The organism is Pseudogemmobacter sonorensis (genome assembly GCF_042762395.1).
GTDB lineage: Bacteria > Pseudomonadota > Alphaproteobacteria > Rhodobacterales > Rhodobacteraceae > Pseudogemmobacter > Pseudogemmobacter sonorensis.
This window is the reverse complement of the sequence record NZ_JBEFZE010000004.1, coordinates 87,184-113,169: the sequence shown is the minus strand read 5'-3', so window position 1 is coordinate 113,169 and position 25,986 is coordinate 87,184. Positions and strand designations below refer to the sequence as shown.

Here is a 25,986-nt window from a genome sequence, read left to right as displayed (position 1 = left end):
CCAGCGTTTTCCCCACTTCCGAGCGTATCGCGCGCTCACGCAAGCGGCCATTCGCCCATGAGGCCGCCTCGCCTTCGGCCGAGAGGTCTTTCCATGCGCCACGGTGGCAGCGATCTTGACAATGGCGTCGCTTCGCCTGAGACCCGGAGGTGATCTTGCCTGATCCGATCCCGATCCGCGTGAAGGATGTCGCGGCCCGTCCGACCCGGCACCAGGAAAGCAACGCGAGCATCAGGTCGCAAATCTGCGGACCGGCCAGCCCAGAACCACCCAATGCTCAACGCTGATAAGGAAAAACCATGTGCGGCATCGTCGGTCTCGTCGGCTTCACCCCCGTCAACCAGTCGATCTACGACGCCCTGACGGTGTTGCAGCACCGTGGCCAGGACGCCGCCGGCATCGTCACCATCGACGCCCAGAACCATTTCCGCCTGCGCAAGGCCAACGGCCTCGTCCGCGATGTGTTCGAGGCACGCCACATGCAGCGCCTGCAAGGCAATATCGGCATCGGTCACACCCGCTATCCCACCGCGGGCAGTTCCAGCGCGTCCGAGGCGCAGCCCTTCTACGTCAACTCACCCCATGGCATCACGCTTGCCCATAACGGCAACCTGACCAATGTCGACAAGGTGCGCAAAGGCCTGTTCGAGCGCGGACGCAGGCATGTGAACACCACCTCGGATTCCGAGGTGCTGCTGAACGTCTTCGCCAGCGAGCTCGACCGTTTCCAGCGCTACCCCCTGACGGTGGACGACATCTTCTCCGCCGTGGCCGCGACGCATCGGACCATCAGCGGCGCCTATGCCTGCGTCGGCATGATCATCGGCCACGGGCTTTTCGCCTTCCGCGACCCGCATGGCATCCGCCCCCTGGTGATCGGCCAGCGCGCGCTGGAGGATGGGCTGATCGAATATATGGTCGCCTCGGAAAGCGTCGCGCTCGACACGCTGGGCTTTGAATTCATGCGCGACGTCGCCCCCGGCGAGGCGGTCTATGTGACCACCGACGGCGCGCTGTTCACCCGCCAATGCGCCGAAAGCTCGACGCTGGCCCCTTGCATCTTCGAATATGTCTATTTCGCGCGGCCGGATTCGCGGATGGAAGGCGTTTCCGTCTACAGCGCCCGGATGCGGATGGGCCAGAAGCTGGGCAAGAGGATCGCCGAGGCCTGGCAGGATCTGGATATCGACGCGGTCATTCCGATCCCGGAAACCTCCTGCGACATCGCGCTGGAGATCGCTCAGATCATCGGCAAGCCCTACCGGCAGGGTTTCGTGAAGAACCGCTATGTCGGGCGGACCTTCATCATGCCGGGCCAGCAGGTGCGCCGCGCCTCGGTGCGCCGCAAGCTGAATGCGAACCGCATCGAGTTCGCGGGCAAGAACGTGCTGCTGGTGGACGATTCCATCGTGCGCGGCACCACCTCGCAGCAGATCGTCGAGATGGCGCGCGACGCGGGGGCGAAGAAGGTCTATCTGGCCTCGGCCGCGCCCGAGGTTCGCTTCCCGAATGTCTACGGCATCGACATGCCCAGTGCGGACGAATTGATCGCGCATGGCCGCAATGTCGAAGAGATCCGCGACATGATCGGCGCGGATGCGCTGATCTTCCAGGATCTGGGCGATCTGGTCGACGCCGTGCGCGAAAACAATCCCGGCATAACGCAGTTCGACTGCTCGGTCTTCGACGGCATGTATGTGACCCGCGACGTGGATCGGGACTATCTCGACTACCTGGACAAGCTGCGCAAGGATGACGCCAAGGCCTTGCGGCGCCAGAACGAAGCGGAGAATCTGGAGTTGCACAACGAAGGCTAGGGCGGCCAGGGCGCTTTCCAAGAGGGTCTCGAATGCTGGCCGCTCCGACAATCCGGCGGGCCTGGCGGCTGCAGGGTGCGGGCCGATCTCCCGCCTGGCATCGCCCGTCATGTGCCGCCGCATTTCCCCGAAACAACCGTTCGAACAGGGCGACAAAGCACGCGGCTAATGCCGGACAAAGCTGTCGGCCGGATCCCTGACTACATTGGAAAATGTGAACTCCGCCTTCGCGGTGCCGCGCGCGAAACGCCTTTATCCTGCCGCGGCACCATGATCGGCGGCTTAGGGCAACTGCGCTGCTTCGCAGGCATCGACCGCACGCCGGTTTCACTGGCGCGGCTTTCACTGGCGCGGCGCGGTCGAGCCTCGGGGGACGAAGCGCCCGGCAAGCGTCACCGTCCGCGCAGGCGCATCGGGCCGGGCGATCCGCGCGGTCAACAGCGCCATGGCCTCGGTGCCCATGGCCTCGACGGGCTGGCGGATCACCGTGATCCCCGGCTCGACGAGCGAGGTCCAGGTCTCGTCGTCGAAACCCGCAAGCGCGAGGCCCGAGGGGATGGCGATCCCGCGCTCGCGCGCAGCCTTCACCGCCGCCTCCAGGAATAGCCCGTTGGAAACGACGAGGGCCTCGGGCCGTGCCGCCTCGTCCAGCCAGCCGCCGATCGCCGCGATGCCGCTGGCGACCGAGGGCGGCGCGGTCCGCGCCTCCGCGGGCAGCCCGTGGCGCGCCATCGCCGCAAGGTAGCCCGCCCGCCGTTCGGCGCCGGTGGCCGAGGTGGCGCCGAACAACCCGCCGATGTGCCGGTAGCCCTGCAACACCAGATGATCGACCAGATCGCCGACCGCCCGGGCGTTGTCGAGCACCACTGCGTCATGGCCGCGCAGCTCGGCCCGGTCCAGCAGAACCACCGGAAAACCCAGGGGCGCGGCCAGCCCCAGCCGCTCCTCCCCGCGCCGGGTGGGGGCGAGGATGACGCCGCTGACCCGTTCCTCGGCCATCAGGCCAAGATACATCGCCTCGCGCTCGGGGTCCTCATCGGTGTTGCACAGGATGACGCGGATCCCCTCGCGATAAGCCGCATCCTCGACCGCGCGGCTGACGGCGGTGAAGAAGGGGTTGCGGATATCCGCAAGGATCAGCCCCACGGTCCCGGTCTGCCGCGACCGCAGCCGCCGCGCGGCAAGGTTCGGCCGGTAGCCGGTGGCCCGGACCGCCGCCAGCACCTGCGCGCGCACCTCGTCGCTGACCGGCCCCTTGCCCAGCGCGCGCGACACCGTCGAGGGCGCGACCCCGGCGACTCGTGCCACATCCTTGATGCTGACCGTCATCTGAGAAAGAACGTTTTCATCTCGGATCGAGGATGCGCCGCTTTGTCGCGCCGCTCAAGCGGATTTCAGGCCGCGACCGGAAAGTTTGCCGAAATTTGCGCGTAAAGCCATGAAATAAGTCCGAACTCTTCCGCATCGTTCTGGCAAAAACCAGCGATCCTGCCGCAACTCCCACGCCGATGCCATCCGGGTCGGCAGATTCCTTTTGACAAGGTTGTGTGGAAACGTTTCCATAGCTCTGGCCAACCTTGGAGGAGGGGGAAGGAATGTCATCCATCGACGCGGCAGAGCTGGTCCCGCTGGAACTGGTGCGCCTCGACGCGCGCCCCGCCTCGAAAGAGGCCGCGATCCATGAGGCCGTGGCGCTTCTTGTCGCCGCGGGCTCGGTCAACCCCGGATTCGAGAAGAGCGTGCTGCGCCGCGAGGCCGTCTCCGAGACCTATCTGGGCAAGGGTGTCGCCATCCCGCACGGGATGGTCGAGGACCGCGGCATGATCCGCAAGACCGCCATCGCCATCCTGCAGGTCCGCGGCGGGGTGGAATGGAACCCCGGCCAGATCGCCCGCTTCGTCGTGGTCATCGCCGCGACGTCGGAGGCGCATATCGGCGTGCTGCGCCGCCTGACCCGGCTGATCCAGGATGAGGCGCGGCTGGCGCAACTGGCGGTGACCGACGATCCCCGCGATCTGGTCGCCGCGCTGTCCGAGGATCCGGCGCCGCCGACCGCCCCGGCGGGCGATTTCGCGCAGGGCTTCGACTGGGTGCTGGACTATCCCTCCGGCCTCCACGCCCGTCCCGCCGCCCGCTGGGCCGATACCGCCAAGGGCTTCGGCGCCGCGCTGCGGGTGCGCAAGGGAACGGAAACCGCGGATGCGCGCAACCTGATCGGGCTTTTGCAACTGGGCGTCGCGGCGGGCGACAGCCTGCATGTCTCGGCCGAGGGGCCGGATGCGGGCGCGGCGCTGGCAGCGCTGCGGGCGGTGATGACCGGGCTTTCGGCGGGCGAGAAGGCGCAGGCCGCCATGGCCGCGGCCCAGCCCGCCGCCCCCTCCCCCGCCCTGTCGGCCCATGGCTGGACCCCGCGCGAACCGCTCCAGTCGCTGGACGGCGTGGCGGCGGCGCCCGGGCTGGCCGTCGGCATCCTGCACCGGCTGGCCGAGGCCGAGCCGCAGATCCCCGACCGCCCGGTGCCGCTGACCGAGGCGGCGGCGAAGCTGCACGACGCTCTGAGCCGCACGCGGCTTCAGTTGAAGGCCGTGGCGGACGAGACCGGCCGCAGGCTCGGCGCGGCGGATGCGGCGATCTTCACCGCCCATGCGGCGCTGCTGGACGACACCGACCTGATCGGCCTCGCCGCGCGCAGGATGGTCGAGGGCCATGGCGTCGCCTGGTCCTGGCACCAGGCGGTCGAGGAGACGGCGGCGCGGATCGCGGGCTTGGGCAATGCCGTCCTGGCCGGGCGGGCGGCCGATCTGCGCGACGTGGGCCGCCGGGTGCTGGCGCAGATCGACCCGCAACTGCGCACCGGGGGCCTGGGCGATCTGCCCGACGGCGCGATCCTGATCGGCACCGATCTTGCGCCCTCGGACACCGCCGGGCTCGACACCGCGAAGGTCGCGGGGCTGGCCACCGCGCTGGGGGCCCCCACCTCGCATACCGCGATCCTGGCGCGGACGCTGGGCCTGCCTGCGATGGTCGGCGGCGGCGCGGGGCTGCTGGCGCTGCCCGAGGGGATGACCGCGATCATCGACGGCAATACCGGGCGGCTCTGGCTGGATCCGGGCGCCGAGGACATCGCCGCGGCACGCGCCTTCATCGCCGAGGAGGAGACCCGGCGCGCCCGAGAGGCCGAGGCCCGCGCCCTGCCCGCCCGCACCCGCGACGGGCATCAGGTGTCGATCGGCGCGAACATCAACACCGCTGATCAGGCCGGTTTCGCCATCGCCCAAGGGGCCGAGGGCGTGGGGCTGATGCGGACCGAATTCCTGTTCCTCGAACGCGGCGACACGCCCGACCAGGCCGCGCAGGCCGCCGCCTATGGCGCCATGGCCCGGGCCATGGAGGGCCGTCCGCTGATCATCCGCGCGCTGGACATCGGCGGCGACAAGCAGGTGGCGCATCTGGACCTGCCGAAGGAGGACAACCCCTTCCTGGGCGTGCGGGGCGCGCGGCTGCTGCTGCGTCGCCCGGACCTGCTGGAGCCGCAGTTGCGCGCGCTCTATGCCACGGCGAAGACGGGCGCGAAGCTGTCGATCATGTTCCCGATGATCACCTCGCTGGCCGAGGTCGAGGCGCTGCGCGCCGCATGCGAACGGGTGCGCACGGAGATCGGCGCGCCGCCGGTCGAAATCGGCATCATGATCGAGGTGCCCGCCGCCGCGCTGATGGCCGCGACGCTGGCCCGGCATGTGGACTTCTTCTCCATAGGCACCAACGACCTCACGCAATACACGCTGGCCATCGACCGGCAGAACCCGGTGCTGGCGCCCGAGGCCGACAGCCTGCACCCCGCCGTGCTGCGGCTGATCCGCGCGACGGTCGAGGGGGCGGCGGTGCATGGCCGCTGGGTGGGCGTCTGCGGCGGCATCGCGGGCGATCCGTTCGGCGCGGCGCTGCTGGCCGGGCTGGGGGTGGACGAGCTGTCCATGACGCCCCGCGACATCCCGGCGGTCAAGGCGCGGCTGCGCGACGGCGAACTGGCGGAACTGAAAGACCTCGCCGCCCGCGCGCTCGATTGCGACAGCACGGCCGAGGTGCGGGCGCTGGACCGCCCCCGGATCGAGGCGGCGGCATGATCCTGCGGACCGTCACGCTCAACCCGGCCATCGACCAGACCGTCACGCTGGACCGGCTGGTGCCGGGCGCGGTGCATCGCGCGCAGGCCGTTCGCCGGAACGCGGGCGGCAAGGGGGTGAACGTCGCCTCCTGCCTCGCCGACTGGTTCGGGGGCGCGGCGCGGATCGAGGCGCTGGGGCTGCTGGGGGACGACAATCCGGCGGCGTTCGAGGCGCTTTTTGCCGCCAAGGGCATCACCGACGGCATGGTCCGGGTGCCGGGCGAGACCCGGACGAACATCAAGCTGGTGGCGGAGAGCGACACCACCGACATCAACCTGCCCGGATTTGCCGCCGACGACGCGGCGCTGGCCGAGGTTCGCGCCCGCCTCCAGGACCCGGGGCCGGGCGATGTGACGGTGGTCTCGGGCAGCCTGCCCGGCGGGCTTCCGGCCGAGACCTGCGCGGCGCTGGTCGCAGGCCTGCGCGCGCAAGGCGCGCGGGTGGTGCTGGACACCAGCGGTCCGCCGCTAGCCCGGGCGCTGGCGGCGGCCGCGCTGCCCGATGCGGTCAAGCCCAACCGCCATGAGCTTGAGGACTGGGCGGGGCATCCGCTCGCCGGTCCGACCGAGATCCTCGCGGCGGCCGAGGGGCTGCGCGCGCGCGGAATAGGGCTGGTCGTGGTCTCTCTCGGCGCCGGGGGCGCGCTGTTCTGCGGCGCCGAGGGCGCGCTCCACGCCCGGCTCCCGGTGGTCGGCGGCGGCAGCAGCGTCGGCGCGGGCGATGCGATGGTGGCCGGGATCGCGGCGGCGCTGGCCGAGGGCAAGGGGCTTGAGGACGTGGCGCGGCAGGGCACCGCCTTCGCCGCCGCCAAGCTGACGCTTACCGGCCCCAACCTGCCCGCGCGGGCCGAGGTGGAGGCGCTGATGCGCCGGGTGACGATCATTCCGGCGGCGGACTGGGCGGGAAACCCCACACCGGCCGCCGCCAATCGATAGGGAGGCTGAAGATGTCGGACATTCTCGCCATCGTCGAAGGGGGCGACAGGGAAACCCATGCGGTTCTGGCCCGCGAGGCGCTGCGGCAGGCCGCGGCCGCGGCCAACCTTGGCATCGAGATCGAATTGCGCACCGCCGGATCGGTGCGCGATCCGCTCGATCCCGCCCGGCTGGGCGCGGCGGAAACGGTGCTGATCGTGGGCGAAGGCGCGGAAGATGCGCGTCTTGCCGGGCTCACCCTCCACCGGGCCACGCTGGACGAGGTTCTGGCCGATCCCGCGGGCGTTCTGGCCCGGCTTGACGTGGTGGCGCAGGCCCCGGGCACCGGCCCGCTGAGGATCGTCGCCGTCACCTCCTGTCCCACCGGGATCGCGCATACGTTCATGGCGGCCGAAGGCTTGCAGGGCGGCGCGGCCGCGTTGGGCCATGCGATCCGGGTCGAAACCCAAGGATCGGTCGGCGCGCAGGATGCGCTGACACCCGCCGAGATCGCCGAAGCCGATCTGGTGGTCATCGCCGCCGACAAGCAGGTCGACCTTGCCCGTTTCACCGGCAAGCGCGTCTTCCTCTCGCCAACCAAACCCGCGATCACCGATGGCGCCGGGCTGATCACCCGCGCCCTGGCCGAGGCCAGGGTGCAGGGGCAGGACGCCGCCGCGCCGGAGGCCGAGGCCACCACCGGCGCCGAGAATGTCGGCGTCTACAAGCACCTGATGACCGGCGTGTCGTTCATGCTGCCCTTCGTGGTGGCGGGGGGACTCTTGATCGCCATCTCCTTCGCGCTGGGCGGCATCTATGTCTATGAGAACGAAGGAACTTTGGGCTGGACGCTGTTCCAGATCGGCTCGGCCGGGGCCTTCGCGCTGATGGTGCCGGCGCTGGGCGGCTACATCGCCTATTCCATCGCGGACCGGCCCGGGATCGCGCCGGGGATGGTCGGCGGCATGATCGCGGTCGGCATCGGCGCGGGCTTCATCGGCGGGATCGCGGCGGGCTTCATCGCCGGCTACACGGTGCAGGCGCTGAACCGCGCGATCCGGCTGCCGAAGACGCTTGCCGGGCTGATGCCGGTGCTGATCCTGCCGCTGCTGGCCACGGCCGCGACGGGGCTTTTGATGTATTATGTCGTCGGCGCGCCCACCGCGCGGCTGCTGGCGGCGATGACGGGATGGCTGCAAGGGATGCAGGGGACCTCGGCGGCGGTGCTGGGGCTGATCCTGGGCGGGATGATGGCGGTCGACATGGGCGGGCCGGTCAACAAGGCGGCCTATGCGTTCGGCGTGACGCTGATCTCCTCGGGCGTCACCGAGCCCATGGCGGCGGTGATGTGCGCGGGGATGACGCCGCCGCTGGCGCTGGCGCTGGCCTGCCGCCTGTTCCCCGCGCGCTTCACCCCGGACGAGCGCGAGGCGGGCAATGCGGCCTTCGTGCTGGGCCTGGCCTTCGTCACCGAAGGGGCGATCCCCTTCGCCGCGCGCGATCCCTTGCGGGTGATCCCGTCCCTGATCGCGGGCTCCGCGGTGGCGGGGGCGATCTGCATGGCGCTGTCGGTCCGGTTGCAGGTGCCCCATGGCGGGATCTTCGTGCTGCCGATCCCCAATGCGGTAGGCAACCTTACGGGCTTCGTCATCGCGCTTGTCGTGGGGACGGCGGTCTCGGTCGCGGCACTTGGGGCGCTCAAGCGATCCGCGACCGCAACGGTCTCGGCCGGTGCCTGAGGCTCCCGCAATCAGCCGCGACACGCAGCTCTGCATGTCCCTGGCCGGGGGCGGCCGGGAAACTTCGGCACGCGGTTCCACAACTTCCTCTATCGCGCGCTCGGCCTCGATCATGTCTACAAGGCGCTCACCACCACGGATCTTCCGGCGGCGGTGGGCGGGATCCGGGCGCTGGGCATCCGCGGCTGCGCCGTCTCGAGGCCGTTCAAGGAGGCGGTGATCCCCCTCGCCGACGAGATGGCTCCCCCGGCCAAGGCGATCCGCTCGGTCAACACCATCGTCAACGACGACGGTCGGCTCAGGGCCTGCATTACCGACTATATCGCGGTGGCGCATCTGCTTGCCCCGCGTCAAGCGCCGAAGGCCACCCATGTGGTGCTGCGCGGCATCGGCGGCATGGCCAAGGCCGTGGCCCGTGCGCTGCGCGACGCAGGCTACCCCGCCGGGACCATCGTCGCGCGCAACGAAGCCGTCGGCCGCGACCTGGCGCAGGGCCTGGGCTACGGCTAGCGGACCGAGACGGGCGGCGACACCGACGGCGCGCGGCTGATCAACGCCGCCCCCTTGGGCATTGCGGGGGCGCCCGAGGCGGACCTTGTGGCCTTCGTGCCCGAGGCGATGTAACGGGCGGGCGCCGTCTTCGACGTGGTCGCGCTGCCGGTCGAAACGACACTGATCCGGCTGGCCCGCGTCCTGGGCAAGCCGGTCATCACCTGGGCCGAGGTCGCGGCGTTGCAGGCGGTGGAGCAGTTCGTCCTCTATAGCGGCGTGCGGCCCGAGGATGCGCTGGTCGCGCGGACGGCGGATTTCGCGCGGCAGGGGTGAAAACGGCCGCGACCTGATCCCGATCAAGGCCGACGCCGGGCCGAATGCGTGAATGCGCGAATGCGCGAATGCGCGAATGCGACCAATCGGGCGGAAGACAGACCGATGAAAGCCGCAATCCGACACAAATCAGCGTGATCGAAATCGGTGCAGGCGTGACCAGGCCGAAGCCCGGTGGCGATGGAACCGGCTCTTGCCTGCGGCGCCTGTCGGCACGGCAAAGACACCCTTGGCGGCAGCCCGGGCGTCCATGGGCTATGGGGTCAGGCGCCGCCCCCGCCGATTGGGCATCTATGCAGGTTGCCCGGTTGCTCGTCCCATCGCGCGGAGGCGCCGGATCGTTCATGCCATCCAGCCGAACATGGTGGATCAGCGGCCTGAATCCCCATGAATCCCCTGATGCGGATCACCGGATTGATGCAACAGGGCCGATGCCGACCGTTTTTTGATCGATTGTCGATCCTCGAACATTGACTCGTGGTGACAATTGCATGACGCATCAGACCTGCGTTGCATCGCGACATGCCCCATTTGTGACGAGGTCTCATGCCACATCTTTCAAATGACCCCGCAGCGGTGATCCATGGCCTGGTGCAAGACCTCGAACCGCGCCTGATCGAAATCCGCCGGGACATTCACGCCCACCCAGAAACAGGGTTCGACACCCTTCGAACCGCGGCCATCGTCGCCAGGGAGCTGACGGGGTTCGGCCTGGAACCCAGGACCGGCGTGGGGCGCACGGGTGTTGTTGCCGAGATCGCGGGCGGCCGTCCGGGCCCCTGCCTGATCCTGCGCGCCGACATGGATGCGCTGCCGATCCATGAGGAAACCGGCCTTCCTTTCGCATCGACCGTTCCGGGCAAGATGCATGCCTGCGGCCATGACCTGCACACCGCGGCGCTTCTGGGGGCTGCCGGGGCGCTGCTGCAGATCGCACCTCAGTTGGCGGGCACCGTGCGGCTGATCTTTCAACCCGCTGAGGAAACCCAGGAAAGCGGGGCCGCCGCCATGGTCGCAGACGGCGCGGCGGATGGGGTGGATATGGCCATCGCCTTCCACAATCGCCCCGAGCATCCTGCCGGGATAATCTCGCTGAACCGGGGTGCGAGCACGGCTTCAAGCGACGAGTTCAAGGTGACGGTGCGTGGCAGATCCGGCCATGCCGCCCGCCCACATGCCGCGATCGACCCGATCGTTGCAGCGGCCCATATCATCACCCAGCTGCAGACAGTGATCTCGCGCGAGATGGACCCTTCCCTCTCGGCGGTGCTGACGGTGGGGCATATTGCAGGCGGGGCCACCCAGAACATCATCCCCGATACCTGCATGTTCGAGGGCACGATGCGCTGCCGATCACCAGAGTCGCGCGATATGGCCGAGGCCTCGTTCCGGCGGATCTGCGAAGGGGCCGCCCTCGCCCTAAATGTGCGGGCCGAGGTCGATTACACGCGCGGTGCACCACCTCTGATGAATGATGATGCGATGATCGACCGCACCGCCGCGACCCTGGGCCTGCAATTCGGCGCGCCAGTTCTGGTGGAACCGGGCAGCACTTTCGGGGCCGAGGATTTCTCGTATTTCTCCGAACGCATCCCCTCTGTCCAGATCTTCATCGGATCGGGTCAGCCGGGACGCAACGACCGTGTACATAACTCCGACTACCAGCCCGACGAGGCCTGCATCGCCCAAAGTGCCATCGCCCTGACGCGCATGGCCGTCGAATTCCTGTCCTGAACAGCTTGAGGAACCAGATGAACATCACCCGCAGCACCTTCCTGCGCGCCGGCCTTGCCGCCGCGACCACCCTTGCCACCGGCGCGCCCCTGCTGGCGCAGGGCAAGAAATATGTCTTCGCCACCGAGGGATCCTTCCCGCCCTTCAACATGACCAAACCCGATGGCACGCTTTACGGCTTCGAGATGGACATGCTGGCCGAAATCGCAAAACGCGCGGATTTCGAATATGAGCTGATCAGCCAGGCCTGGGATGGCATGATCCAAGGTGTGATCGACGGCAAGTATGACGCCGTGGTCGATTCCGTCACCATCACCGACAAGCGTCTGGAAGTGGTGGATTTCTCGCTGCCCTATACCGTCAGCAGCTCGACCTTCGCGGTGATGACAGAGAGCGGGCTGGAGCTGCCTGGCGTCGGATCCTCGGTCGATCTGAACGACGAGGCGGCTGCCGAGGCCATGATCGCGGAAGTCGCCGAAGCCTTGAAAGGCAAGACCGTGGGCGTGCATGTCTCGACCATACAGTCCGCGTTCCTGGAGCAGTATCTGGCGCCTCACGGGGTGACGATCCGCACCTATCCCAACGGCCCGGATGTCTATCAGGACCTGTCGAACGGGCGGCTGGACGCGGCGATGGCCTCGGGCACCAATATCGCGGCCTTCCTGGAAAAGAACGCCGATACCGCCAAGACGACAGGGCCGGTCTTCGCGGGCGGCGTCATGGGCAGCGGCGCCGCATTCGTCGTGCAAAAAGGCAATGCCGAACTGGCCGACAAGCTGAGTGCGGCGCTGAAATCCATGTCGGAGGACGGCACGCTTGAGGCGCTGTCGAACCAGTGGTTCGGCATGAACGTCACGCCAAAGCTGTAAGGCATGGGCGACATCGGACTTCTGGGCTTTGGCCCCGACGGCTGGGGCCTCGTCCTGTTCAGGGCGGGGCTCATGACGCTGGCGGTCTCGGTCGCGGCCTTCCTGTGCGGGCTCGCCCTTGGCACGCTGGTCGCCTGGGGCCGGATCGCGGGCAATGCGCCGGTCCGGGCGCTGGCCGAGGGCTATACCGTCGTGCTGCGCGGCGTGCCCGATATCCTTGTCATCTATCTCTTTTACTTCGGCGGCCGTCAGGTGGTGACGGCCATCGGCACCGCGATCGGCTTTCCCGGCCCCTTCGACATCTCGGGCTTCGTCGCCGGGATGCTGGCCATCGGCCTGATCTCGGCGGCGGGCCAGTCCGAGGTCCTGCGCGGCGCCTATCAGGCGGTGCCCAAGGGAACCATCGAGGCGGGGCGGGTCGTCGGCATGGGCAGGCTGACCCTGTTCCGCCGGGTGATCGCGCCGCAGGCCATGGTCACCGCCTTGCCCGGGATGGGCAATCAATGGCAATCCGTCATCAAGGAATCCGCGCTGGTCTCGGTCACCGGGCTGGTGGAAACCATGCGCCAGGTCTCTGTGGCGGCGGGCACCACGCAGGAGCATTTCCTGTTCTACGCGGCAGGCGGCGGGATCTATCTGGTGATCACCACCCTGTCGGACCAGTTGTTCCGGCTGGCCGAGAAACGGTCGCTGCGCGGCCATCCGGGCGCGGGGGTCTGAGATGGACCTGAGCTTCCTTTCCTCGATATTCCTGAGCATCCTGAACGGATTGCCGCTGACCCTGAACCTGTGGGTGCTTTCGCTCATCGGCGGGGGGTGTCTTGCGCTGCTCCTGAATTTGCTGCGGCGAAGCCGCGTGGGCAATGCCATCGCCGGGACATATGTCTTCCTGTTCCGCGGCACGCCGCTTCTGGTGCAAATCTTCATGATCTATTACGGGCTGGCGAGCTTTGGCTTCATCCGGCAAAGCGTCCTGTGGCCCTTCCTGCGCGAACCCTATTGGTGCGGGCTGCTGGCCCTGATCCTGAACGATGCCGCCTATACGTCGGAAATCCTGCGCGGCGGGCTGCGCGCTGTGCCGAACGGCGCGGTCGAGGCGGGTCGCGTTGCGGGCATGTCGGGCTTTACCATCCTGCGCCGCATCACCCTGCCCATCGCGATCCGCCAGGCCCTGCCCGCCTATTCCAACGAGGTGATCTCGATGCTGAAGGCCACGGCGCTGGTCTCGACCATCACGCTGATGGATATGACCGGCATCGCCCGGGCGGCCATCTCGGAAACCTGGCGCGCGGTGGAGATCCTGCTCTGCGCCGCCGTGATCTATCTGGCGATCTCGATGCTGGTGACACGCCTCGGCATCTGGGCGGAGCGCCGCCTTTCGCCCTGGCAATTCGGAAGGACGACGCCGTGACCACGCCCGCCATTGCCATCACCGGCCTGCGCAAGCGTTTCGGCGCCAACGAGGTGCTGCGCGGCATCGATCTTGCCGCCCATGATGGCGATGTCATCTCGATGATCGGGGCATCAGGTTCGGGGAAAAGCACACTCTTGCGCTGCATCCCCATGCTGGAAGTGCCCGATCACGGCACCATCGCCGTTGGCGCCGACAGCCTGTCGCCGCAGGGTGGACGCCTGAGCCGGGCGGAAGACGCTACCGCCCGACGCATGCGCGGGCATCTGGGCTTCGTCTTCCAGAACTTCAACCTCTGGCCCCACCGCACCGTCTTGCAAAACGTGATCGAGGCCCCTCTCTTCGTTCAGGGCCGCAGCAAGGCCGAGGCGGTCGAAGAGGCCGAGGCCCTGCTGGAAAAGGTCGGCCTTGCGGAAAAGCGCGATGCCTGGCCCGCGCATCTGTCGGGCGGCCAGCAGCAGCGCGTCGCCATCGCCCGGGCGCTGGCCCAGCACCCGCGCGCGATCCTCTTCGACGAGCCGACATCCGCCCTGGATCCAGAGCTTGTGGGAGAGGTTCTGAAGGTGATCCGCAACCTGGCCGAGGAGGGCCGGACCATGCTGATCGTCACCCATGAGATGGGCTTCGCGCGGGAGGTTTCCTCTCGCGTGGTCTTCCTACATCAAGGGCGGATCGAGGAAGACGGCACCCCGTCCGAGGTCTTCGGCGCCCCGAAGTCGAACCGGGCGCGCGCCTTCCTCGCCAGCCATTTCGACCGCAACCGCTGAGGAGCCCGCGTTATGCGCCAGCCGATCGAGAGGAAGAGCCTGCAGGATCAGGCAACCGACTGGTTGCGCCAGGCGGTGATCCGGGGCGATCTGGCGCCGGGTGCCACACTGACCGAACAGGCGCTGACCGAGCAGATCGGCACCGGCCGTGGCACGGTGCGCTCCGCGCTTTTCGCGCTGGAGGCGCAGGAACTGGTCACCCGCACGCCCTATTCCAACTGGAAGGTCGCAGTGCTGGATGCGCAGGCGATCTGGGAGATCTACACCCTGCGCGCCGCCTATGAAGGGCTGGCCGCGCGCATCCTTGCGGAACGCCGCGCCGAGTTGGGCACCGATATGGTGACCGCCGCCTTTGCCGGGTTGGAGGGGGCGAATGACGGCGGCACCGATGCGCGTCTAGAGGCCGATCTGGGCTTCCACGGCAGCTTCGTCGCCCAGACCGGGCATCAGCATCTCATCCGTCGGCACGGGCTGCTGGCCGACAAGATGGAATGGCTTTACCGCTGGTCGGAAAGCCACTGGCCATGCCGCAACCCCTTGGTGGACGAACACCAGCCGCTGCTGGAGACGCTGCTTAAGGGCAGCCCCGATCAGGCCGAACGCGCGGTGCGGGACCATATCGACTATTCGATCGCTCAGGATGTCGCGGGCTTCCACAGCCTGACGGCAGGAAAGGCCCAATGACGAAAATCACCCTTCTTGACGGCGGCATGGGCCGGGAACTGGAACGCAGCGGCGCCCCCTTCCGCCAACCCGAATGGTCGGCCCTTGCGCTGATCGAGGCGCCCGAGACCGTGGCTCGCGTCCATGAAAGCTATATCCGCGCCGGGGCGCAGGTGATCACCACCAATTCCTATGCGCTGGTGCCCTTCCACATCGGCGAGGATCGCTTCCGCAGCGATGGCGCGCGGCTGGCCGATCTGGCGGGCCGCATGGCGCGCCAGGCGGTGGGGCAGCGCCGCGATGTGCGGATCGCGGGATCCCTGCCGCCGGTCTTCGGATCCTACCAGCCGGAACTTTTCCGCGCCGATCTGGCACAGGATTACCTGTCGGTTCTGGTGGGCGGTCTGGCCCCGCATGTCGATCTTTGGCTGGCCGAAACCCAAAGCAGCCTGGAAGAGGCCCGCGCCGCCGCCCTGGCCGCCGCCCCGACGGGCAAGCCTTTGTGGATCTCCTTCACCTTGCGCGACGATGTCGACCCCCGGGACATGCCTGAACCGCAGCTCCGCTCCGGCCAGACAGTGGTCGAGGCGACCCTTCTGGCGCAGGCGCTGGGGGCCGAGGCCATGCTCTTCAACTGTTCCCGCCCCGAGGTCATGGGCGCGGCCCTCGCCGCAGCGCGTGCCGTTGCACCGGATCTGCCCCTTGGCGTCTATGCCAATGCCTTTGACGAATCCCAGGACGAGGATGGCGCGGCCAACGAGACCGTCTCCACCATCCGCGCCGACCTTGATCCGCCGCATTACTGCGGCTGGGCCAAAGGCTGGGCCGCGCAGGGCGCTAGCATCATCGGCGGTTGCTGCGGCATCGGCACGGAACATATCCACCACCTCGCCGATCACCTGGCCCAGAGCCCGGACGATCAGCCCGCCAGCGCCTGACCCAAATCGGCGATCAGATCCTCTTCCGCCTCCAGCCCGACCGAGAGGCGGAAGAGCCCGTCACCCGCAAAGCGTCGGTAATCGGCCAACCCCTCGCCCGTCAGACGATAGGTGCCCCGGATCATCTCTTCCGTGTCCAGAAGGGTCACGATGCTGCGCTGGTGGCCAAGGGAAAAGGCGTAATGCACCACCTTCAACCGTGCCGCCAACTGCCGCGCCATCGCCTGGGGATCGGCCGTGCGGAAGGCGATCACCCCGCCCGGCAGGTCCATCTGCCGCCGCGCCAGCGCATATTGCGGATGCGACGGCAGGCCCGGATAGATCACCGCCTTCACGGCGGGAAGAGCCTCAAGGAAGGCCGCGATCCTCAAGGCGCTCGCATTGATCTGCCGCATCCGCGGAAACAGCGTGTCCATGCCGCGCAGGATCAGCCAGGCGTTCGCAGCCGACAGCGCCCCGCCCAAATAGACCCCCGCCCGGCCCCGGATCCGCGCCGTCAACGCCTTCGATCCGGCGACGACGCCGCCCAATGCATCGCCGTGCCCGTTGATGAACTTGGTGAGCGAGTGGACGACCAGATCCACCCCCAGATCCAGCGGACGGGTGGCGACCGGAGTCGCCAATGTGCTGTCCACCGCGACCAGCGCGCCATGATCATGGGCGATACGGGCCGCCTCCGCCAGATCGGTCAGCCGCAGGATCGGGTTGCAGGGGCTCTCGCAATACACCAGCCTCGTATTCGGCCGCAGTGCCGCCCGCAGCGCATGCGGGCAGGACAGGTTCACCGGCGTCACCTCGATTCCAAGATCGGGCAGGATTCCACGCGCCAATTCGGCCGCGCCCGCATAGGTCACGTCGCTGATCACCAGATGGTCGCCCGCCTTGAGCAGCGTCAGGAATACCCCCGAGATCGCGGCCATGCCCGTGGCGAAAGCCACCGCCCCCTCGGCCCGCTCCAGCGCCGCCATGCGATCTTCCAGCGCCCTGACGGTGGGGTTCGACCAGCGGGCGTAGGTATAGGGCTCATCCGCGATATCCCCCAGTTCGGCGGCCGAAAACGCGCCCTCGCCGGGGGTGACCAGATGGTTCACCGACATGGAGATATCCGGCTGGATCGAGCGGGTCTGCGGCGGAATGGTCAGCCCCGCGTCGAGGGCAAGCGTGGCAGGACGCGCGGATTCGGGCAGGTTCGGCGGTGGGGGCATTGCGTGGTTCCTGAGGGTTCTCCCCCGGGATAGCCCGGATGCCATGCCGCCAGACGGCGTATCCCGCGCCCGGAATGACCGATGGCCGCGTTGCGGCATCCACTTCCGCCGCGAAACGGATCATTCTTCCGCCAGGGGAACCTCGAGCCCCACCTTCTCGGCGCGCAGAACCACATTGGTGGTCATCCGGCGAATCAGCGGATTGTCCCGCATCAGGGCCGCGGCGATCATGTCGTAGGCCTCGACATCCGAGGCAAGGATGATCGCGACCAGATCGAAGCCGCCCGTCACATAATAGAGCTGCTGGACATGATCGCAGCCCTCTGCCCACCGCCTCAGCTTCTGCAAGGCCCCGTAGTTTTCGCGCTCGATCTCCAGCCCGGCGATAAAGGTCATCGTCCCCGCAATCGCCTTGGGATCAATAACCGCGACCTCGGCACGAATGACGCCTGCGCTGCGCAGCGCCCGAAGTCGGCGCTGGACCGCGGATGCCGACAGACCCACCGTTTCGGCGATGGCCTCGGCCTTGCTCGCGCAATCCCTCTGGACGATCGCGAGGATTTTTCGGTCGAGATGATCCATGATGCGCCTCCCCGGATCCTCTATTGTGAACGGTCTGGAACATATTGAAAATACTGATCGTCGAGCGCCCAGGGCAGAATGATGGTCCTGGATCGGATCTTCGTCCCCATTTCCGTCCATGGCTTCACCAAACCCAAGCGGACCGAACGCACCGGCTTTCCCGAAGACCATCTGCCCCCATCCTGGACAGCGCCATGTTCGACTTCAGCGGCGGGGGGAGCGAGATGTCGGCGCATCTGCCGATCATCTAACCACGCTCGGCAATGCGCAGGCGTACCGGCTCTTCGAGCGGATCGGGGTCGAGCGGATCTATCAAGGCGGCTTTGTTGCGCTATTTCTCTGACTTGCGGAATCATGTTTTTGGGTCAGGGGTTTAGGATAGGCATATGAGCAAGGCCGTCCCCCTTTTCCGCACGACGAACTGGTCCAGCTACGGCCAGGCTCTGAAGCGCCGCGGCTTGCTGCTGGTATGGCTTGACCTGCAGATGTCATGGTCTGCGGCCCCGAGCGGCAAGGCGGGTCATCCTGAGAGGTTCTCGGCGGCGGCCATTCAGTTCTGCCTCTCGATCAAGGTGCTGTTCGGGCTGCCGCTCCGTCAAACGACGGGGTTTGTGGAGACCCGTATCTCACCCCTAGGTCATGTTAACAAATGGCGTAGCCATAGCCTGATGCAAGCGACGTCCTTTTGCGCCCGCCGCATGATGATGGGCGCGGATCACTGTGCTATCGACCATCTAGAACTTGTCCGGCGCAACCCCAGCGTGGTTCAGCGCATCCAGGATGTCCTCCCACAGCCCCGCGAGGGTCCAGCGGCGGAACTGGCGGTAGACCGACGATCACTTGCCGAACTCCTCCGGGAGATCCCTCCACGGCGCGCCGGTTCTCGAGATCCAGAAAACTCCATCCAGAACAAGATGATGATTGGAGCACTTGCGCTCATTCGGATGCCGGACCGCACGGATGACCCGCTCGAAGAAGGCCGACTCGTCGTCGGATATCAGATTGCGCGCCAAGATCAGCTCCCATCCAGAGATGATCTTGAATCACAGGGCGACGAGCACTGGAAGCCTGGTTGTCAACACGCCCTAGATGGAAAGATCATGGAAGGCGCCGCATGCAGGAATGACAAAGCTGAAACACGCCAACGGGAAATGGCACGCGGGAATTCAAATTGCTGGACCAGAATGGCAGTGCCATGCAACCAAGGCCACCTTTTCTATCTGATGGAGGAATCGCCATGCGACCCGGTCGCACCCACACCCAGTCCCTGACCCTGACGCGCCGCGCTCTCGGCACCCGGCTTGCCGGTGCCGCCGCTGCGATCAGCTTTGGGAGCGGTGCCGCGGCCAGCACCTTGGCGAACCCGGTGCCGCTCCTCGACCTCGATCTGCGCGATGCGGCCCTGCGAGGTCTGGCGCTTGCGGGCCATCGCGGCGACCCCGTCGTTGCCGCCGCAGCCAATGCGGCCATCGAGCGGCTGTCGCAGACCGATCCCGAGGGCGCGATTCTCGCCAGACTCTACCAGGCGCTGGATGTGCGCCCGGCGCAGTATTGGCCGGAGAGCGTACCCGAAGCAGCTGAGGCCGACCTTACCGCGTTGCACGCGGCCATCCGTGCGTGCCAGCCGGTATCGTTCGGCTACACCGACCTGTCCGGGAACGAGACGGCACGCAGGGCCCTGCCTCTGGCACTGGTGCATCCGCCGCAGGGGGTGAAGCTGCTGGCCTGGTGCGAGGAGCGCAACGACTTCCGCCAGTTCTTCGTCCGAGCCATCAAGGGGCTCACCCTGTGCCCGGGCGACTTCAGCGAGGATCGCCTGGCGCTGTTGGAAGGCTTACTGGAAAAGGAAACCCGGCGGGCCTGACACCCCGCGCCTCTGCCGCGGTCCGGCAGAGGCGCGGCTACCGTCGACGGGCTGCAAGTTGGGATGGCTCCTCCGTAGGCGAGCTCCTTGGCGTCTCGCTGGGAAACCACCTCCGTCGGATCGTGATTCCGGAACCCGCTGATCGGACACAGAAAGGCCGACCGGATATCTCGATGTCGGTGAACCATCTGGTCACTGCCGACGAGGGTGCGTTTTCGGCCGCCGAACTCGGGAATATCGCGGATGCTATACCTACGCCCGCCGGTCGAACCCCACCGTCAGGGCGGTGGAAGATCGCATGGCGGCGCTGGAACGGGCCGAGGGGGCGGTGGCTTTGTTTCCTTCGGCGAGTGGTTGCTACCTGGCTTTTCTGACCAAAACACCTCAAGCGACCGAACCCTGTGCTACCCCGCCCCGCATACGTTCTGGGCGCGGTAGGAACCACGGGAGGGGGCGGATTGCGGGCCTCAGGACTGATCAGGCGCCAAGCGAAGCTCCACCTACGCCCCCGGTCGGGGCGGGCAACATGCTGAACGGATCTTGCAGGGCTTTGGCGGCATCCTGCAGGCCGACGGTTATGCCGGATACAACCGCCTGATCGCAGCGGACCGGGCATCCAGTTGGCGCATTGCTGATGGGTTAGATGCCACAAGCTGCTGGGACAGCGCCTGTCCGCGCGGGACTTCGATCGTCAGGTCGCGGAGTTCCAAGTTCGCGTCGCCATCCTGAACAGCTTCACCGCGCTCGGCACACCCATCACGGATGGTCGCGGGATAGGCCAGGCCGGGGAAAGTGAAAGTCTGACCCTCAGCCGATTTGGGCAACACAGTCGGTCGGCGTCATTCCCTGTCCACCCCGCTCCGCCATGCCGCTGCACGTCCGAGGAGATGCGCGCCGATGGGGGCGGTCAGGAAGATGAAGAGGATCGCGAAGACGGCCCGCGTCACCGCGCTGACATGTCCGATATCGACCGCCGCCGCCACAAGCGCCAGCGCCCCCGCGAACGAGGCCACCTTGGAGGACGCATGCATCCGGGTCAGCACGTCGGGGAAGCGCAGCACGCCCACCGCCGCGACCAGTGCGAAGCCGCCCGCCAGCAGGGCGAGGATGCCGGTGATCACCTCAATCATCGCGGTCGCTCCTGCGGGCGAGGCGCTCGGCATAGCGCGCCAGCGCCACGACCGAGACGAAGCTGACCAGCGCCAGCGCCACGGCGATGTCGAGATAGCCCTCGACCTGCGCGCGCACGGCGAAAAGCCCGCAAAAGCCGATGATGGCCGAGGTCATCATGTCGAGCGCAACCACCCGGTCGGCAAGGCTGGGGCCGCGCCAGAGCCGCACGAAGCCCAGCACGATCGCGACGGCGATCAGGGTCAGGCCGATGTTCAGGCTGTGGCCAAGGAAGTCGGACGGGCTCATCAGCGGAAAACCTCCCTCACGCGGTGCTCCATGCCGGATTGCAGGTCGGCGATCAGCGCCTCGGCGTCTTCGGCATAGATGGAATGGATGACGAGAAAGCTTTTGTCCTCGGCCACGTCCAGCGTCAGCGTGCCGGGCGTCAGCGTGATAAGATTGGCGAGGACGAAGATTTCCAGATCGCTTTTCGGGCCGATGGGCAGGTTCACGATGGCCGGATGCAACCCGGGTTCGCGCGCGATGCAATCGCGGGCCACCATCAGGCAGGATTTCGCCAGCTCCTTGAGGAAATAGAAAAACAGCACCACGGCCATCGGCAAGGCGCGGAAATAGCGCGCCTCCTCTTCGTTGCCGACCAGCCTACGGGCGAACCACAGGGCGGCGAAACCGAACAGGAACCCGCCCAGAAGGTCGAGCGGCGCGAAACTGCCCCAGAGCGCGCCCCAGACGATGGCCAAAAGCACGTTCATGGCAAGGAAGGTCATGGCGCATCCCCCCGCAGCACGGTTGCGACATAGGCCGAGGGATCCAGCAACTGCTCGGCGCCGATGGTGGCGAAGGTGACGAAGGGTTCGGGGGCCAGCCCGATCAGCACCGTCATCAAAGCCAGCGCGATGATCGGCGCCAGCATGAGCCAGCGGGGGCGGGCCGGGATCTCGGACAGCCGGGGCGCGCGGCCATCGGGATGGGCTTTCCAGAACGCCTCGGCCCAGATCTTGGTCATCGAATAGATGGTCAGGAGCCCGGTCAGCAGCGCCGCTAAGGCCACCAGCCCCAGGCCCAGATCCAGCGAGGCCTTGACCAGCACGTATTTCGCCCAGAAGCCCGACAGCGGCGGAAAGCCCGCCAGCGAAAAGGCCGGGATCAGAAACAGCACCGCCAGCAGCGGCGCAGAACGATAGAGCCCGCCGATGGCATAGAGGTCGGAACTGCCCGTCAGCCGACGCGACACGCCCGCGATCAGGAAAAGGTTGGCCTTCACGATGATATGGTGCAGCAGGTAGAAGACGCCCCCCATCAGTGCCAGCGGCGTCATCAGCGCCAGCCCCAGCACCATGTAGCCGATCTGGCTGACGATGTGGAAGGACAGGATCTTGCGGAAGTCGCTCTGCGCCGCGGCGCCCAGCACGCCGGTGATCATGGTCAGGCAGGCGGTCCACAAAAGGATCTCATGCGTCCAGCCCTGATCTCCGACGAAGATCAGCGTGAAGACCCGGATCAGCGCATAGACGCCGACCTTGGTCAGCAGACCGGCGAAGACCGCCGAGACCGCGTAATGCGGCGTGTGGTAGGAGGCGGGCAGCCAGAAGAACAGCGGAAAGACCGCCGCCTTCAGGCCGAAGCCGATCATGAACATCATCGCGATCACGGTCATCAGCCCCTGATCGGGATGGGCGGCCACCGCGCCGCGCAGATCGGCCATGTTGAGCGTGCCGGTCGCGCCATAGGTGAGCCCCGCCGCGCAGAGGAAAAGCACCGTCGAGATCAGGTTCAGCGTGACGTATTTCACCGCGCCGTCGATGGCCTTTTTCCGCCCGCCGATCACCAGGAGGCCGAAGGACGAGATCAGCAGCACCTCGAACCAGACATAGAGGTTGAAGAGGTCGCCCGTCAGGAAGGCGCCGGTGACGCCGCCGATCAGCGTCTGAAAGAGCCCGTGCCAGCCCATGCGCCGCGAGGTCTGGCCGACCTCTGCCATGGCCCAGACCGCGACGGCAAGACCGATGATCGCGGTGATCAGCACCATCGCCGCGCTCAGATAATCGGCCGCCAGCGTGATGCCGAACGGCGCGGCCCATGCGCTCATCTGTGTGGCGACAACCCCGTTGTCGAGAACGACCAGCAGGAGCCGGACCGCCAGAACCAGAGAGACCGCCGCGCCCGCGACCGAGATCCAGCCCGACCCCCGGCGGCCCCGCAACATAAAGGCCAGCGCCGCCGTCACGAACGGCGCAAGGATCGGCAGAGCAAGGGTCCAGCTCATCTCTCGCCCTCTTCGGGTTCGGCCAGCCGCATGCGGTCCACCTCCAGATGGCCGAAGCTCCGATAGGCCCGGATCGTCAGCGCCAAGGCGAAGGCGAAAAGGCCAAAGCCGATCACGATGGCGGTCAAGAGCAACGCCTGCGGCAGGGAATTGGCCATGTCGTGGCCGGGCAAGGCGCCGCCCGCCTCCAGCAACGGCGGCGCGCCCTCGGTCAGACGCCCGGCGGCGAAGATCGCGAGGTTGACCGCGTTCGACAGGAGCAGCAGCCCGAAGAGAAAGCGCAAGAGGTTCCCCGACAGCATCAGCCAGACCGCGCAGGCGGTCAGGATCCCGGACAGGAGCGCGAGAACGGTTTCCATCAGAGCGTCTCCTCCAGCGCGAAAACCAGCGTCAGGATGCCGCCCACCACCGCCAGATAGACGCCGATGTCGAAGAGCAGGACGCTGGAAATCTTGTAGCCCGCGATCTCGCCCCAGATGCCTGCGAAAGGCTCGACACCCAGCGGCAGCGCCATCAGCCCTGCCGCCAGCGCGCAGACCAGCCCCAGCGTGCCGATGGTGCGCGGATCGACATGCAGGGCGCGCCGCGCCTCGGCCACGCCGCTGGCGAAGGCATGGATGGCAAAGCCGCAGGCCGCGATCAGCCCGCCGATGAAGCCGCCGCCCGGCGCGTTGTGGCCGCGCAGCAGGACATAGAGCGAAAAGATCAGAAACAGCGCGATCAGGAGCCGCGCGCCGGTGGACAGGATCAGGGATTTCATCGCCGCGCCCTCCCCGACCTGCGCTTGAGCACGGCATAGGCGCCGAGCGAGGCCAGCAGCACCACGGTCAATTCGCCGAAGGTATCGAAGGCGCGGAAATCGACCAGGATCACGTTGACGATGTTCAGCCCATGCGCCAGCAGATAGGAGTTTTCCTCGAAATAGCCGGTGATATGGCGGTCCAGCGGATGCACGGTGATCGCCAGCACCGTCAGCGTCATGCACAGCCCCACCGCCCCGGCGATCACCGCATGGCGCAACTGCTGCGATCCGGTCCGGCGCTCCACGATGCCCGGCAGGCGCAGCATGGCGATGCCGAACAGGACGGCCGACAGCGTCTCGACCATCAGCTGCGTGGTCGCCACGTCCGGCGCGCCGAAGAAGATGAAGATCAGCGCCACACCGATGCCGACGGTGCCGATGCCGCCGATATTGGCGATGCGCGAATGCGGCGTCATGGCCAGCGCCGCCCCGGCGACGATGAAGCCCGCGATGATCCAGACCAGCAGCGAGGCAGAGAGATCCAGCGCCAGCACCGGCCGCTTCACCGCCAGCGTTGCGCCCAGCACCAGCGCCAGCACGATGAAACTGGCCGCCAGATACTGCGTCAGCCGCCCGGTCTGGATCAGCCGCGCCTGCCAGCAGGCAAAGGCCCGGAAGGCGTCGAGAAAGCGGTCCCAGCCCGGATCGAACGCGGGAAGCCGCGCCAGCAGGGCGGCGATCCCGCCGCGCAGCCGTTCCCGCGCCAGATAGATCAGGGTGCCGAGCGCGAAGGTCGCAAGGCTCAGGACCAGCGGCAGGTTCACCCCGGCCCAGAGGTGCAGCGCGGCGGCGCGCGGCTGGCCGAGGCTGCCCGTCACCGCCGCATCCACCATCGGCTGCACCAGCCCCGCGCCAAGGCCAAAGACAAGCCCCAGCCCGCCAAGAACCAGCGGTCCCGTCAGCATCTGCCACCCGGCCTCGTGCGGCGCATGCGGGGTCTTGCCCTCGGCCCCCCAGAAGGGTCGCAGCGCCACCACGCCCGCCACCGCGAACATCAGTGCATTGGCCGCCACCACGCCCACCGTGACCAGCACCGAAGGCGCCAACGTGGCCGATCCGGCATAGAGCAACTCCTTGCCGATCCAGCCGATCATCGGCGGCAACCCGGCCATCGAGGCCCCGGCCAGCGCCGCCGCCAGCGCCGTCAGCGGCATCGCGCGGCGCAGCCCGCCCAGCAGCGCCACGTCGCGGGTGCCGGTGCCATGGTCGATCGCGCCGACCACCATGAACAGCGCCGCCTTGTAAAGCGAATGCACGATCAGGAAACTGACCGCCGCCGTCAGCGCATAGGGCGTCCCGCCCGCCAGAAACAGCGTGATGGTCCCCAGCGCCATCAATGTCGTATAGGCCAGCGCCGTCTTCAGGTCGGTCTGGCGCAGCGCCAGAACCGAAGCCATCACCGCCGTCACCAGCCCCACCGTGGTCAGCATGACCGTCCAGGCGGCGGTATCGCCCAGCGCCGGATGCAGTCGCGCCAGCAGATAGACCCCGGCCTTCACCATCGTCGCCGAATGCAGATAGGCCGAGACCGGCGTCGGCGCGGCCATGGCGTTCGGCAGCCAGAAATGGAATGGCACCTGCGCGGATTTGGTGAAGGCGCCCAGCAGCACCAGGATCAGGACCGGCAGGTAGAGCGCGTGCCGCTGCAACCCCTCGCCCGACAGGATCTGCGCCAGATCGTAGCTGCCCGAGGCCGTGCCCATCAGGATGAACCCCGCCAGCAGCGCCAGCCCCCCTGCCCCGGTCACCAGCATCGCCTGCAACGCATTGCGCCGCGCCTGCGGATTCTCATGGTTGAAGCCGATCAGCAGATAGGAGGTGACCGAGGTCAGCTCCCAGAACACGAAAAGCGTGATCAGGTCGCGCGCCAGCACCAGCCCCAGCATCGACAGCATGAAGGCGGACAGGAACAGCACGAACCGCCCGAACTGCGGGTGATCGCCCATGTATCCGGTGGCATAGAGGAAGATCAGCGCCCCGACGCCTGCGATCAGCAGCGCGAAGATCAGCGACAGCCCGTCGATCAGGAACCCCAGCGAAATGCCCAGAGACGGCGCCCAGCCCCAGGTGACAAGTGCAGGCTCGCCCGCCTGCACCTGCGGCAGCCAGGTGGCAAATGCAATCACCAGCGCAAGGGCCACCAAGGCGGCACCATATCCCCATGCCCGACCGGCAGGTGGTCCAGAAGTCTCGGATATCATCAGGTTTCCTGCCAGTGCACACGGGCCGCAAAGACCGCTCCGACTTGGTTACACATCCGTGATACGAAACAGAAATAGAAAATCATATT

Annotated in this window: 24 protein-coding genes and 4 pseudogenes; 17 read left to right on the top strand and 11 right to left on the bottom strand. The window is 67.3% G+C overall.

Features of this window, described 5'->3' with window-relative positions:
* Positions 1 to 299: 299 nt before the first annotated feature.
* Complete coding sequence (gene purF, locus ABNX41_RS04710) at positions 300 to 1,817, top strand: amidophosphoribosyltransferase (RefSeq protein ID WP_438668567.1); 1,518 nt, start codon at positions 300 to 302, stop codon at positions 1,815 to 1,817.
* Positions 1,818 to 2,159: 342 nt separating this feature from the next.
* Here the strand turns inward: purF and ABNX41_RS04705 are convergent, their stop codons facing one another.
* Entirely contained in the window at positions 2,160 to 3,146 is a 987-nt protein-coding gene (locus tag ABNX41_RS04705; RefSeq protein ID WP_438668566.1) for a LacI family DNA-binding transcriptional regulator, read from the bottom strand.
* A gap of 266 nt (positions 3,147 to 3,412) precedes the next feature.
* On the opposite strand from ABNX41_RS04705, the gene ptsP reads away from it, so the two are divergent.
* The 12 genes from ptsP (at position 3,413) to ABNX41_RS04645 (ending at position 15,843) form a co-directional block, all read left to right on the top strand.
* Complete coding sequence (ptsP, locus tag ABNX41_RS04700) at positions 3,413 to 5,941, top strand: phosphoenolpyruvate--protein phosphotransferase (protein WP_438668565.1); 2,529 nt, start codon at positions 3,413 to 3,415, stop codon at positions 5,939 to 5,941.
* Positions 5,938 to 6,918 (top strand): 1-phosphofructokinase family hexose kinase, encoded by a 981-nt coding sequence (locus ABNX41_RS04695; RefSeq protein ID WP_438668564.1) that lies wholly within the window; start codon positions 5,938 to 5,940, stop codon positions 6,916 to 6,918. The genes ptsP and ABNX41_RS04695 overlap by 4 nt, the downstream gene beginning before the upstream one ends.
* Before the next feature lie 11 nt (positions 6,919 to 6,929).
* On the top strand, positions 6,930 to 8,636 hold the full coding sequence (locus ABNX41_RS04690; RefSeq protein WP_438668563.1) for a PTS fructose transporter subunit IIC: 1,707 nt from the start codon (positions 6,930 to 6,932) through the stop codon (positions 8,634 to 8,636).
* A gap of 30 nt (positions 8,637 to 8,666) precedes the next feature.
* The gene (locus ABNX41_RS04685) at positions 8,667 to 9,146 is read left to right on the top strand and encodes a hypothetical protein (RefSeq protein ID WP_438668681.1); all 480 of its coding nucleotides are present in this window, start codon (positions 8,667 to 8,669) and stop codon (positions 9,144 to 9,146) included.
* A 135-nt stretch (positions 9,147 to 9,281) separates the two neighbouring features.
* Positions 9,282 to 9,461 carry a hypothetical protein gene (locus tag ABNX41_RS04680; RefSeq protein ID WP_438668562.1) on the top strand — a complete coding sequence of 60 codons (180 nt, stop codon included), beginning with the start codon at positions 9,282 to 9,284 and terminating at the stop codon, positions 9,459 to 9,461.
* A 546-nt stretch (positions 9,462 to 10,007) separates the two neighbouring features.
* Positions 10,008 to 11,195, top strand: a complete 1,188-nt coding sequence (locus ABNX41_RS04675; RefSeq protein ID WP_438668561.1) for a M20 metallopeptidase family protein — start codon at positions 10,008 to 10,010, stop codon at positions 11,193 to 11,195.
* A gap of 17 nt (positions 11,196 to 11,212) precedes the next feature.
* Positions 11,213 to 12,064: a transporter substrate-binding domain-containing protein gene (locus tag ABNX41_RS04670; protein WP_438668560.1), complete on the top strand. Its 852-nt coding sequence runs from the start codon at positions 11,213 to 11,215 to the stop codon at positions 12,062 to 12,064.
* 3 nt (positions 12,065 to 12,067) lie between these two features.
* Positions 12,068 to 12,784, top strand: coding sequence for an ABC transporter permease (locus ABNX41_RS04665; protein WP_438668559.1), 717 nt, complete (start codon positions 12,068 to 12,070; stop codon positions 12,782 to 12,784).
* A gap of 1 nt (position 12,785) precedes the next feature.
* A complete protein-coding gene (locus ABNX41_RS04660) occupies positions 12,786 to 13,475 on the top strand; it encodes an ABC transporter permease (protein WP_438668558.1) in 690 nt (229 codons plus the stop codon).
* Positions 13,472 to 14,242, top strand: a complete 771-nt coding sequence (locus ABNX41_RS04655) for an ABC transporter ATP-binding protein (protein ID WP_438668557.1) — start codon at positions 13,472 to 13,474, stop codon at positions 14,240 to 14,242. The genes ABNX41_RS04660 and ABNX41_RS04655 overlap by 4 nt, the downstream gene beginning before the upstream one ends.
* 12 nt (positions 14,243 to 14,254) lie before the next feature.
* Positions 14,255 to 14,926 carry a GntR family transcriptional regulator gene (locus ABNX41_RS04650; protein WP_438668556.1) on the top strand — a complete coding sequence of 224 codons (672 nt, stop codon included), beginning with the start codon at positions 14,255 to 14,257 and terminating at the stop codon, positions 14,924 to 14,926.
* Positions 14,923 to 15,843 (top strand): homocysteine S-methyltransferase family protein, encoded by a 921-nt coding sequence (locus tag ABNX41_RS04645; protein WP_438668555.1) that lies wholly within the window; start codon positions 14,923 to 14,925, stop codon positions 15,841 to 15,843. Before ABNX41_RS04650 ends, ABNX41_RS04645 begins: the two co-directional genes overlap by 4 nt.
* Here ABNX41_RS04645 and ABNX41_RS04640 read toward each other — a convergent pair.
* The gene (locus tag ABNX41_RS04640) at positions 15,825 to 17,048 is read right to left on the bottom strand and encodes a trans-sulfuration enzyme family protein (protein ID WP_438668554.1); all 1,224 of its coding nucleotides are present in this window, start codon (positions 17,046 to 17,048) and stop codon (positions 15,825 to 15,827) included. The genes ABNX41_RS04645 and ABNX41_RS04640 overlap by 19 nt on opposite strands.
* Positions 17,049 to 17,168: 120 nt before the next feature.
* The gene (locus tag ABNX41_RS04635; RefSeq protein ID WP_438668553.1) at positions 17,169 to 17,630 is read right to left on the bottom strand and encodes an Lrp/AsnC family transcriptional regulator; all 462 of its coding nucleotides are present in this window, start codon (positions 17,628 to 17,630) and stop codon (positions 17,169 to 17,171) included.
* A 386-nt stretch (positions 17,631 to 18,016) separates the two neighbouring features.
* Between ABNX41_RS04635 and ABNX41_RS04630 the strand changes: the two are divergent.
* Positions 18,017 to 18,268: pseudogene (locus tag ABNX41_RS04630) on the top strand (transposase); the annotation flags it as partial.
* Between the two features lie 99 nt (positions 18,269 to 18,367).
* Here ABNX41_RS04630 and ABNX41_RS04625 read toward each other — a convergent pair.
* Positions 18,368 to 18,649: pseudogene (locus ABNX41_RS04625) on the bottom strand (transposase); the annotation flags it as partial.
* Positions 18,650 to 18,867: 218 nt separating this feature from the next.
* On the opposite strand from ABNX41_RS04625, the gene ABNX41_RS04620 reads away from it, so the two are divergent.
* The 3 genes and pseudogenes from ABNX41_RS04620 to ABNX41_RS04610 form a co-directional block, all read left to right on the top strand.
* Entirely contained in the window at positions 18,868 to 19,494 is a 627-nt protein-coding gene (locus ABNX41_RS04620) for a helix-turn-helix transcriptional regulator (protein ID WP_438668552.1), read from the top strand.
* A 498-nt stretch (positions 19,495 to 19,992) separates the two neighbouring features.
* Positions 19,993 to 20,103: pseudogene (locus tag ABNX41_RS04615) on the top strand (IS66 family transposase); the annotation flags it as partial.
* A 29-nt stretch (positions 20,104 to 20,132) separates the two neighbouring features.
* Positions 20,133 to 20,267 (top strand): annotated as a pseudogene (locus ABNX41_RS04610) (IS5/IS1182 family transposase); the annotation flags it as partial.
* Between the two features lie 66 nt (positions 20,268 to 20,333).
* Here ABNX41_RS04610 and mnhG read toward each other — a convergent pair.
* From mnhG to mbhE, 7 genes are read right to left on the bottom strand one after another with little or no spacing between them, the layout of a single operon-like run.
* Positions 20,334 to 20,624 carry a monovalent cation/H(+) antiporter subunit G gene (gene mnhG / locus ABNX41_RS04605; protein ID WP_438668551.1) on the bottom strand — a complete coding sequence of 97 codons (291 nt, stop codon included), beginning with the start codon at positions 20,622 to 20,624 and terminating at the stop codon, positions 20,334 to 20,336.
* A complete protein-coding gene (locus ABNX41_RS04600; protein WP_438668550.1) occupies positions 20,617 to 20,913 on the bottom strand; it encodes an MrpF/PhaF family protein in 297 nt (98 codons plus the stop codon). The genes mnhG and ABNX41_RS04600 overlap by 8 nt, the downstream gene beginning before the upstream one ends.
* Positions 20,913 to 21,395, bottom strand: a complete 483-nt coding sequence (locus tag ABNX41_RS04595; protein ID WP_438668549.1) for a Na+/H+ antiporter subunit E — start codon at positions 21,393 to 21,395, stop codon at positions 20,913 to 20,915. The genes ABNX41_RS04600 and ABNX41_RS04595 overlap by 1 nt, the downstream gene beginning before the upstream one ends.
* Positions 21,392 to 22,894: a Na+/H+ antiporter subunit D gene (locus ABNX41_RS04590; RefSeq protein ID WP_438668548.1), complete on the bottom strand. Its 1,503-nt coding sequence runs from the start codon at positions 22,892 to 22,894 to the stop codon at positions 21,392 to 21,394. Before ABNX41_RS04590 ends, ABNX41_RS04595 begins: the two co-directional genes overlap by 4 nt.
* On the bottom strand, positions 22,891 to 23,253 hold the full coding sequence (locus tag ABNX41_RS04585) for a Na+/H+ antiporter subunit C (protein ID WP_438668547.1): 363 nt from the start codon (positions 23,251 to 23,253) through the stop codon (positions 22,891 to 22,893). Before ABNX41_RS04585 ends, ABNX41_RS04590 begins: the two co-directional genes overlap by 4 nt.
* Positions 23,253 to 23,654 carry an MnhB domain-containing protein gene (locus tag ABNX41_RS04580; RefSeq protein WP_438668546.1) on the bottom strand — a complete coding sequence of 134 codons (402 nt, stop codon included), beginning with the start codon at positions 23,652 to 23,654 and terminating at the stop codon, positions 23,253 to 23,255. Before ABNX41_RS04580 ends, ABNX41_RS04585 begins: the two co-directional genes overlap by 1 nt.
* Entirely contained in the window at positions 23,651 to 25,837 is a 2,187-nt protein-coding gene (gene mbhE / locus ABNX41_RS04575) for a hydrogen gas-evolving membrane-bound hydrogenase subunit E (protein WP_438668545.1), read from the bottom strand. Before mbhE ends, ABNX41_RS04580 begins: the two co-directional genes overlap by 4 nt.
* Positions 25,838 to 25,986 lie beyond the last annotated feature (149 nt).

Bases quoted from the DNA above. Each gene is read 5' to 3' on its own strand.
- ABNX41_RS04670 (WP_438668560.1), top strand. From the start codon at position 11,213: ATGAACATCACCCGCAGCACCTTCCTGCGCGCCGGCCTTGCCGCCGCG.
- purF (WP_438668567.1), top strand. From the start codon at position 300: ATGTGCGGCATCGTCGGTCTCGTCGGCTTCACCCCCGTCAACCAGTCG.
- ABNX41_RS04635 (WP_438668553.1), bottom strand. From the start codon at position 17,630: ATGGATCATCTCGACCGAAAAATCCTCGCGATCGTCCAGAGGGATTGC.
- ABNX41_RS04650 (WP_438668556.1), top strand. From the start codon at position 14,255: ATGCGCCAGCCGATCGAGAGGAAGAGCCTGCAGGATCAGGCAACCGAC.
- ABNX41_RS04585 (WP_438668547.1), bottom strand. From the start codon at position 23,253: ATGGAAACCGTTCTCGCGCTCCTGTCCGGGATCCTGACCGCCTGCGCG.
- ABNX41_RS04675 (WP_438668561.1), top strand. From the start codon at position 10,008: ATGCCACATCTTTCAAATGACCCCGCAGCGGTGATCCATGGCCTGGTG.
- ABNX41_RS04690 (WP_438668563.1), top strand. From the start codon at position 6,930: ATGTCGGACATTCTCGCCATCGTCGAAGGGGGCGACAGGGAAACCCAT.
- ABNX41_RS04595 (WP_438668549.1), bottom strand. From the start codon at position 21,395: ATGACCTTCCTTGCCATGAACGTGCTTTTGGCCATCGTCTGGGGCGCG.
- ABNX41_RS04590 (WP_438668548.1), bottom strand. From the start codon at position 22,894: ATGAGCTGGACCCTTGCTCTGCCGATCCTTGCGCCGTTCGTGACGGCG.
- ABNX41_RS04640 (WP_438668554.1), bottom strand. From the start codon at position 17,048: ATGCCCCCACCGCCGAACCTGCCCGAATCCGCGCGTCCTGCCACGCTT.
- ABNX41_RS04695 (WP_438668564.1), top strand. From the start codon at position 5,938: ATGATCCTGCGGACCGTCACGCTCAACCCGGCCATCGACCAGACCGTC.
- mnhG (WP_438668551.1), bottom strand. From the start codon at position 20,624: ATGATTGAGGTGATCACCGGCATCCTCGCCCTGCTGGCGGGCGGCTTC.
- ptsP (WP_438668565.1), top strand. From the start codon at position 3,413: ATGTCATCCATCGACGCGGCAGAGCTGGTCCCGCTGGAACTGGTGCGC.
- ABNX41_RS04600 (WP_438668550.1), bottom strand. From the start codon at position 20,913: ATGAGCCCGTCCGACTTCCTTGGCCACAGCCTGAACATCGGCCTGACC.
- ABNX41_RS04665 (WP_438668559.1), top strand. From the start codon at position 12,068: ATGGGCGACATCGGACTTCTGGGCTTTGGCCCCGACGGCTGGGGCCTC.
- ABNX41_RS04660 (WP_438668558.1), top strand. From the start codon at position 12,786: ATGGACCTGAGCTTCCTTTCCTCGATATTCCTGAGCATCCTGAACGGA.
- ABNX41_RS04580 (WP_438668546.1), bottom strand. From the start codon at position 23,654: ATGAAATCCCTGATCCTGTCCACCGGCGCGCGGCTCCTGATCGCGCTG.
- ABNX41_RS04620 (WP_438668552.1), top strand. From the start codon at position 18,868: ATGCGACCCGGTCGCACCCACACCCAGTCCCTGACCCTGACGCGCCGC.
- ABNX41_RS04705 (WP_438668566.1), bottom strand. From the start codon at position 3,146: ATGACGGTCAGCATCAAGGATGTGGCACGAGTCGCCGGGGTCGCGCCC.
- ABNX41_RS04645 (WP_438668555.1), top strand. From the start codon at position 14,923: ATGACGAAAATCACCCTTCTTGACGGCGGCATGGGCCGGGAACTGGAA.